At 68.7% G+C, this 7,219-nt stretch carries 7 protein-coding genes; 6 read left to right on the forward strand and 1 reads right to left on the reverse strand.

What is annotated here, in order from left to right; all coding sequences use genetic code 11:
• Window positions 1-235 precede the first annotated feature (235 nt).
• The 4 genes from FOZ70_RS32380 (at window position 236) to FOZ70_RS32395 (ending at window position 3,353) form a co-directional block, all read left to right on the forward strand.
• Window positions 236-925, forward strand: coding sequence for a DUF969 domain-containing protein (locus tag FOZ70_RS32380; protein ID WP_021157620.1), 690 nt, complete (start codon window positions 236-238; stop codon window positions 923-925).
• Window positions 922-1,872, forward strand: a complete 951-nt coding sequence (locus FOZ70_RS32385) for a DUF979 domain-containing protein (protein ID WP_124922348.1) — start codon at window positions 922-924, stop codon at window positions 1,870-1,872. Before FOZ70_RS32380 ends, FOZ70_RS32385 begins: the two co-directional genes overlap by 4 nt.
• A 19-nt stretch (window positions 1,873-1,891) precedes the next feature.
• Window positions 1,892-2,914 carry a DUF2891 domain-containing protein gene (locus FOZ70_RS32390; protein ID WP_027791244.1) on the forward strand — a complete coding sequence of 341 codons (1,023 nt, stop codon included), beginning with the start codon at window positions 1,892-1,894 and terminating at the stop codon, window positions 2,912-2,914.
• A gap of 115 nt (window positions 2,915-3,029) precedes the next feature.
• The gene (locus FOZ70_RS32395) at window positions 3,030-3,353 is read left to right on the forward strand and encodes a hypothetical protein (RefSeq protein ID WP_059674886.1); all 324 of its coding nucleotides are present in this window, start codon (window positions 3,030-3,032) and stop codon (window positions 3,351-3,353) included.
• Window positions 3,354-3,520: 167 nt separating this feature from the next.
• Here FOZ70_RS32395 and FOZ70_RS32400 read toward each other — a convergent pair whose 3' ends face one another.
• Window positions 3,521-4,345: an IclR family transcriptional regulator gene (locus FOZ70_RS32400; protein WP_219707568.1), complete on the reverse strand. Its 825-nt coding sequence runs from the start codon at window positions 4,343-4,345 to the stop codon at window positions 3,521-3,523.
• Window positions 4,346-4,533: 188 nt separating this feature from the next.
• Between FOZ70_RS32400 and FOZ70_RS32405 the strand changes: the two genes are divergently transcribed.
• Entirely contained in the window at window positions 4,534-6,189 is a 1,656-nt protein-coding gene (locus FOZ70_RS32405) for a choline dehydrogenase (RefSeq protein ID WP_219707569.1), read from the forward strand.
• A 128-nt stretch (window positions 6,190-6,317) separates the two neighbouring features.
• On the forward strand, window positions 6,318-7,219 hold a 902-nt coding region (locus FOZ70_RS32410; protein WP_258025793.1), incomplete at its 3' end, for an MFS transporter.

Genomic DNA, 7,219 nt, shown 5'->3' on the forward strand with positions numbered 1-7,219 from the left:
CGCGTGCCGCGACCGGTGCGTCCGTGCCGGCCGGCCAGCCGCCGATTCCTCGGATGAAACATCGCCGACACATGGCCCGGGCACGGTGTCCGCACACTTCAACGTTTACCCGAAGCAGCAAATTGTCGACTTTTTATCGATAAAGTCTCGTGCTAGATTGCGCCGTCAGAGCCCGGTCCAAACCGGGCAGGCGGCGCGTTGCCAAGGCGCCGCGCGTCCGATACAAGGAGGAGCAATGCTGGTGCTGATTGGGGTGCCGATCGTCGTGATCGGTTTTGCGCTGCGCTTCAATGCGCTGCTGGTGGTCACGATCGCGGGGCTCGCGACGGGGCTGGCGGGCGGGCTGAATCTCGTCGACATCGTCAGCGCGTTCGGCAAGGCGTTCACCGAAAACCGCTACATGGGGCTCATCTGGCTGACGCTGCCGGTGATCGCGCTGCTCGAGCGCAACGGGCTCAAGGAGCAGGCGAAGCGGATGATCTCGCGTGTGCAGGCGGCCACCACCGGCCGCGTGCTGATGCTGTACTTCGTGCTGCGCCAGGCGACGGCCGCGCTCGGCCTCACGTCGCTCGGCGGCCATGCGCAGATGGTGCGGCCGCTGATCGCACCGATGGCCGAGGCCGCCGCGGTCAACCGGCACGGCGAGCTGCCCGAAGCGGTGCGCCAGCAGATCCGCGCGCATGCGTCGGGCGTCGACAACGTCGCCGTGTTCTTCGGCGAGGACATCTTCATCGCGATCCAGTCGATCCTGCTGATCAAGGGCTTTCTCGAACAGAACGGGATTTCCATCGAACCGCTGCATCTGTCGGTGTGGGCGATCCCGACCGCGATCGCCGCGCTGCTGATCCACTGCACGCGCCTCGCGCTGCTCGACCGCCGGCTCACGCGCGGCTTCGGCCTGGTGAAGCAGGAGGGCGCGCGATGATCGGCCTCGAATCGCTGTACACGCTCGCGGGGCTGATGTTCGCCGCGTTCGCGTGCTTCAACCTGACGGACCGCACGAACCCGCGCCGCGTCGTCAATTTCGCGTTCTGGGCGATCTACGCGGTCACGTTCCTGTTCGGCGCGCTGCTGCCGCACTTCGTGACGGGCTGCCTCGCGATCGCGCTCGCGGTGATCGCGGGCTCCGGCAAGCTCGGGCGCGGCAAGTCCGACGAAGCCGGCGAAGCGGCGGCCGTGCGCCGCGAGACACTCGCGCAGCGCTTCGGCAACCGGCTGTTCCTGCCCGCGCTGCTGATTCCGGTCGTCACGCTGATCGGCACGTTCGCGCTGAAGCTCGTGCCGTTCGTCGACCAGAAGAGCGTGACGCTGATCTCGCTCGTGCTCGGCACGCTCGTCGCGTTCGTCGTCGCGCTCGCGATGCTGCGCGATTCGCCGGTGCATGCGGTGAGGGAGGCACGCCATACGATGGATGCGGTCGGCTGGGCCGCGATCCTGCCGCAGATGCTCGCGGCGCTCGGCGCGCTGTTCGCGGTCGCGGGCGTCGGCGGCGTGGTGTCGGGGCTCGTGAGGGACTGGGTGCCGATCGATTCGCCGTTCGCGGTGGTCGCGGCCTATACGGTCGGCATGGCGCTGTTCACGATGATCATGGGCAACGGCTTCGCCGCGTTCCCCGTGATGACGGCCGGCATCGGCCTGCCGCTGATCGTCCACCAGTTCCACGGCAACCCGGCGATCGTCGGCGCGATCGGGATGCTGAGCGGCTTCTGCGGTACGCTGATGACGCCGATGGCCGCGAACTTCAACGTCGTGCCGGCGGCGCTGCTCGAACTGAAGGACAAGAACGGCGTGATCAAGGCGCAGTGGCCGACCGCCGTGCTGCTGCTCGCCGTGAACACGCTGCTGATGTATGCGTTCGCATTCCGCTTCTGACTCGATGGACGAGATCCTCATGACCGACCGACTCACCCCCGAACTCGCGTCGAAGTTCGCGTCGCTCGCGCTCGCGCACCTGACCCGCGAATATCCGAACAAGCTCACGCATTCGCTCGCCGGCCCGCAAGATGTGCAGGGGCCGCGCGCGCTGCACCCGATCTTCTACGGCAGCTACGACTGGCACTCGTGCGTGCACGGTTACTGGCTCGTGCTGCGCGTGCTCGAACGCTACCCGGCGTTGCCGGAGGCCGAACGCATCGTCGCGATCGTCGATGCGCACTTCACCGATGCGAACGTCGCCGGCGAGCGGGCGTACCTCGCGCTGCCGCACAACAGCGGCTTCGAGCGGCCTTACGGCTGGGCGTGGCTGCTCGCGCTCGCCGCGCAGCTCGAGCGGCTCGCGCTGAGGGGTGCGCTGCCGCAGGCCGCCCGCTGGGCGAAGACGATGGCACCGCTCACCGACCTGTTCGTGTCGCGCTTCGAGACCTTCCTGCCGAAGGCGACCTATCCGCTGCGCGTCGGCACGCACTTCAACACCGCGTTCGCGCTGGCGCTCACGCTCGACTTCGCGCGCGACACGCAGCGCGACGGGCTCGCGGCGCTGATCGTCGATACCGCGAAGCGCTGGCACCTGAACGACGTCGCGTGCCAGGCGTGGGAGCCGTCGGGCGACGAATTCCTGTCGCCCGCGCTGATGGAGGCCGAGCTGATGCGGCGCGTGCTGCCGGCCGCCGAATTCGACGGCTGGTTCGCGCGCTTCCTGCCCGATCTCGCGCGCGGCGAGCCGGCGACGCTGTTCGAGCCGGCGACGGTCAGCGATCGCAGCGACGGCAAGATCGCCCACCTCGACGGGTTGAACCTGAGCCGCGCGTGGTGCCAGCGCGCGCTCGCCGGTGCGCTGCCGGAAGGCGACGCGCGGCGCGCGAAGCTGCTCGATGCGGCCGGCCGGCACCTCGCGAGCGCGCTCGCGCACGTGGCCGGCGACTACATGGGCGAGCACTGGCTCGCGACGTTCGCGTTGCTCGCGCTGGAGGCGTAGCGCGCGAAACCCCACGGGCGGCAAGGTCATCGGTGCGCGGCTATACTCGCCGCTCGGGCCGCCTCGTGCCATCCATGTTGCGCGAGGCGGCCATCCTTCCGTTCGCCGCCTCGCCATGGACAAGCTCATTTCCTACGTCGCCGCGATCCACGGGCTCGCGGGCCCGGTGTCGATCGTGTCGCATGCCACGTCGCACGACCGCTGGACCGACGACGACGTCGAGGTCACGCGCGACGAAACCGAATACCGCTTCGACAACGGCGCGATCGTGCGCCGCTCGGTCGAGCAGGACCGCGCGCCGTCCGACCTGCTGTGCGCCGAGTGCTGGATCGACTACGACGTGCTTCGCCATCCCGATGCGCAACCGATCGGCCCGACGCGGATCACGTTCGACAACGCGTGCCGCGAAACCTTCTGGCTGCGTTATCACCTCGCTTGAACGCTTGAACGCTTGAACGCTTGAACGCTTGAATGCGTGAATGCGTGAATGCGTGAATGCGTGAATGCGTGAATGCGTGAATGCGTGAATGCGTGACCGCACGACCGCACGACCGCACGACCGCACGACCGCATGACCGCATGACCGCATGACTGCGCGCGGCCGCTTCAACCCGCCGGTGCGCCATCGGCCGCCTGCAGCAGCGGGGCGAGTCTCGTTGCCGCGTCGCGCATTTTCGGCACGTTCTCCAGCAAATCGTTGAGCGTCGCCCGCGCGGTCGGCGCATGCACGGCCAGCGCCGCAAGCACGCGGCCGCTCGCCGCATCCTTCACCGGCACCGCGACGGCCACCATCCCGCGCACGAATTCCTCGTTGTCGATGCCGACGCCGCGCGCGGCGAGCCGGTCGAGCTCGGCCGCGAGCAGCTGCGCATCAATCAGCGTCCGGTAGGTCATCTTCTTCAGCATGAGCCGCGCGAGCATCGCGTTGCGCTCCAGCGCATTCATCTGCGACAAAAACAGCTTGCCGCTCGCCGTGCAGTGCAGCGGCACGCGCATGCCGGGCCGCATCTCGAGCCGCAGCGGCTCGGTCGTCTCGACGCGTTCGACGTACAGCACCGTGTCGCCGTCGAGCGCGGTGAGGTTGCAGGTTTCGCCGAGCACGTCGACGAGCGCGCGCAGCACCGAGCGGCAGCCGCGCGTGAAGGTGTTGTTCGACAGCGCCGCGAGCGCGAACTGCGCGGCGCGCGGCCCGAGCGCGATGCCGCGGTCGTGGCCGCGCGAGTCGGGCATGTGGATCACGTAGCCGCGCGCCTCCAGCGACTCGATCAGCCGCAGCAGCGTCGCCTTCGGGATATGCAGCCGCGCGGAGAGCTGCGACAGCGTGTACGGCTGGCCGGCCGACGCGAGCGCTTCGAGCACGGCGAGGGCGCGCAGCACGCGCGCGTCGTCGGCGGGCGCGCCGTCCGGCAGCGCGGGGGCAGGTTCGCGCATGTGTCTCCTCCGTCGGGATCGGCGTGCGTCCCGGGATGGTGTGTGTGCGATGGAAATGAAACGAATTGAACGGTTTTTGTACCACATTCGCCGCGTGGACAATAAATCGGCTTGTACGTGTTCCGTGTGCTCAATAAATTTGGACGAAACATACCGGATTTTTCAAAACCCCGGAACGGAGACACGGAATGACACGCAGCTTCGACTATGTCGTGGTCGGCGCGGGATCGGCCGGTTGCGTCCTCGCCAACCGCCTGTCCGACGGCGGCCGCCATACGGTGTGCCTGCTGGAAGCCGGCCCCGCCGACCGCTATATGTGGATCCACGTGCCGATCGGCTACGGCAAGACGATGTTCCACCCCGTATACAACTGGGGCTTCCACACCGATCCCGATCCGAACATGCACAACCGCCGCCTGTACTGGCCGCGCGGCCGCACGCTCGGCGGCTGCAGCTCGATCAACGGGCTGATCTACGTGCGCGGGCAGCAGCAGGACTACGATCACTGGGCGGCGCTCGGCAATCGCGGCTGGAGCTGGCGCGAGTGCCTGCCGTATTTCCGCAAGCTCGAACACAACACGCTCGGCGAAGGGCCGACGCGCGGCACCGGCGGCCCGCTGTGGGCTTCCGCGATCCGGCAGCGGCACGAACTCGTCGATGCGTTCGTCGCCGCGTCGAACCGGCTCGGCGTGCGCACCGTCGACGATTTCAACACGGGCGACCAGGAAGGCGTGGGCTACTACCAGCTCACCACGCGCAACGGGCTGCGCTGCTCGACCGCGGTGGCCTACCTGAAGCCCGCGCGCGGGCGGCCGAACCTGCATGTCGAAACCGATGCGCAGGCGCTGAAGGTGCTGTTCGACGGCACGCAGGCGTCCGGCGTGCGGTACGTCCGGCACGGCAAGGTTCACGACGTGCGTGCGCGGCGCGAGGTGATCCTCGCGGCCGGCGCGCTGCAGTCGCCGCAACTGCTGCAGGTGTCGGGCGTCGGGCCGGCCGCGCTGCTGGGTCGGCACGGGATTCCGGTCGTCGCCGATCGGGCGGGCGTCGGCGAGAACCTGCAGGATCATCTGCAGATTCGTCTGATCCATGAAGTGACGAAGCCGATCACGACCAACGACGAACTGCATTCGTGGGTCGGCCGCGCGAAGATGGGGCTGCAATGGGCGCTGTTCCGCGGCGGCCCGCTCGCGATCGGCATCAACCAGGGCGGGATGTTCTGCCGTGCGCTGCCGGACGAATCGGCGACGCCCGACATCCAGTTCCATTTCTCGACGCTGTCGGCGGATTCGGCGGGCGGCAGCGTGCATCCGTTTCCCGGCTGCACGTATTCGATCTGCCAGCTGCGGCCCGAATCGCGCGGCACCGTGCGAATCCGCACCGACGATGCGCGCGACGCGCCGTCGATCCAGCCGAACTATCTCGACACCGAGCGCGACCGCCGCACGACGGTGGCCGGCGTGCGCTTCGCGCGACGCGTCGCGGCCACCGAGCCGATGGCGTCGCTGATGAAGCGCGAGGTGCGGCCGGGCGCGGACGCGCAGACGGACGACGAGCTGCTCGAGTTCTGCCGGGAATACGGGCAGACGATCTTTCATCCGTCCGGTACGGCGAAAATGGGCGTCGCGAGCGATCCGCTCGCGGTCGTCGACGAGCGGCTGCGTGTGTACGGCACGCGCGGGCTGCGCGTGGTCGACTGCTCGATCATGCCGACCCTCGTATCGGGCAATACCAACGTGCCGATCGTGATGGTCGCCGAGAAGGCGTCCGACATGATCCTCGAGGACGCGCGCGCCGCCGATCGCGGCCGCAGCGTCGCGCCGGCCCCCGAGGCCGTCGCGTAGGGCCTCGCCACGCATCTCCCCGCGTGGCCCGTGTGCCTGCGCCCGGACGGCCGCCGCGCGTTCATCGATGCCCCCGCCAGTACGGCGCCGGGGCAGGTTGCGGCGCATCCTTACCTGGAGAAGCTCGCATGGCAATCGATTCCCGGGTCGTCCGACGCGTGGCCGCGGCCAGCGTGATCGGCGCGACCGTCGAGTGGTACGACTTTTTCCTGTACGGCGTCGTCGCCGGCATCGTGTTCGACAAGCAGTACTTTCCGGCGGGCGACGCGTTCGTGTCGACGATGCTCGCGTATGCGACGTTCGCGGTCGGCTTCGTCACGCGGCCGCTCGGCGGCTTGCTGTTCGGCCATCTCGGCGACCGCGTCGGGCGCAAGTCCGCGCTGATCCTGACGATGCTGATCATGGGCGTGTCGACGGCCGGCGTCGCGTTCCTGCCGACCTACGCGCAGATCGGCATGTGGGCGCCGGTGCTGCTGCTGACGCTGCGCGTGCTGCAGGGCATCGGCCTCGGCGGCGAGTGGGGCGGCGCGGTGCTGATGGCATACGAATATGCGCCGCCGCACCGGCGCGGGCTGTACGCGAGCCTGCCGCAGATCGGACTCGCGATCGGGCTGTGCCTCGCGGCCGGCGTGGTCGCGGCGCTGTCGCGCGTGTTGCCGGACGCCGCGTTTCTCGCGTGGGGCTGGCGCGTGGCGTTCGCGGCGTCGCTGCTGCTCGTCGCGGTCGGTTTCTACATCCGCACGCGGGTGGCCGATACGCCCGAATTCGTCGCGCTCAAGCGCCAGCGGCGCGAGACGAAGCTGCCGGTGGTCGAACTGCTCGGCAACTACCGGCAGGCGATCCTGCTCGGGATGGGCGCGCGCTATATCGACGGCGTGTTCTTCAACGTGTTCGCGGTGTTCTCGATCGGCTACATGACGCGCAACCTGTCGATCTCGCGCGGCGATGCGCTGCTCGGCGTGATGAGTGCGGCGGTCGTGATGTGCGGGTTCATCCCCGTGTTCGGCAGCCTGTCCGACCGGCTCGGCCG

It is taken from the genome of Burkholderia sp. COPS (assembly GCF_019425585.1).
Classification (GTDB): Bacteria; Pseudomonadota; Gammaproteobacteria; order Burkholderiales; family Burkholderiaceae; genus Burkholderia; species Burkholderia cepacia.

What these genes read in the sequence shown, in the direction of transcription:
- FOZ70_RS32390 (WP_027791244.1), top strand. Translation starts at nt 1,892, where the DNA reads ATGACCGACCGACTCACCCCCGAACTCGCGTCGAAGTTCGCGTCGCTC.
- FOZ70_RS32380 (WP_021157620.1), top strand. Translation starts at nt 236, where the DNA reads ATGCTGGTGCTGATTGGGGTGCCGATCGTCGTGATCGGTTTTGCGCTG.
- FOZ70_RS32385 (WP_124922348.1), top strand. Translation starts at nt 922, where the DNA reads ATGATCGGCCTCGAATCGCTGTACACGCTCGCGGGGCTGATGTTCGCC.
- FOZ70_RS32405 (WP_219707569.1), top strand. Translation starts at nt 4,534, where the DNA reads ATGACACGCAGCTTCGACTATGTCGTGGTCGGCGCGGGATCGGCCGGT.
- FOZ70_RS32395 (WP_059674886.1), top strand. Translation starts at nt 3,030, where the DNA reads ATGGACAAGCTCATTTCCTACGTCGCCGCGATCCACGGGCTCGCGGGC.
- FOZ70_RS32400 (WP_219707568.1), bottom strand. Translation starts at nt 4,345, where the DNA reads ATGCGCGAACCTGCCCCCGCGCTGCCGGACGGCGCGCCCGCCGACGAC.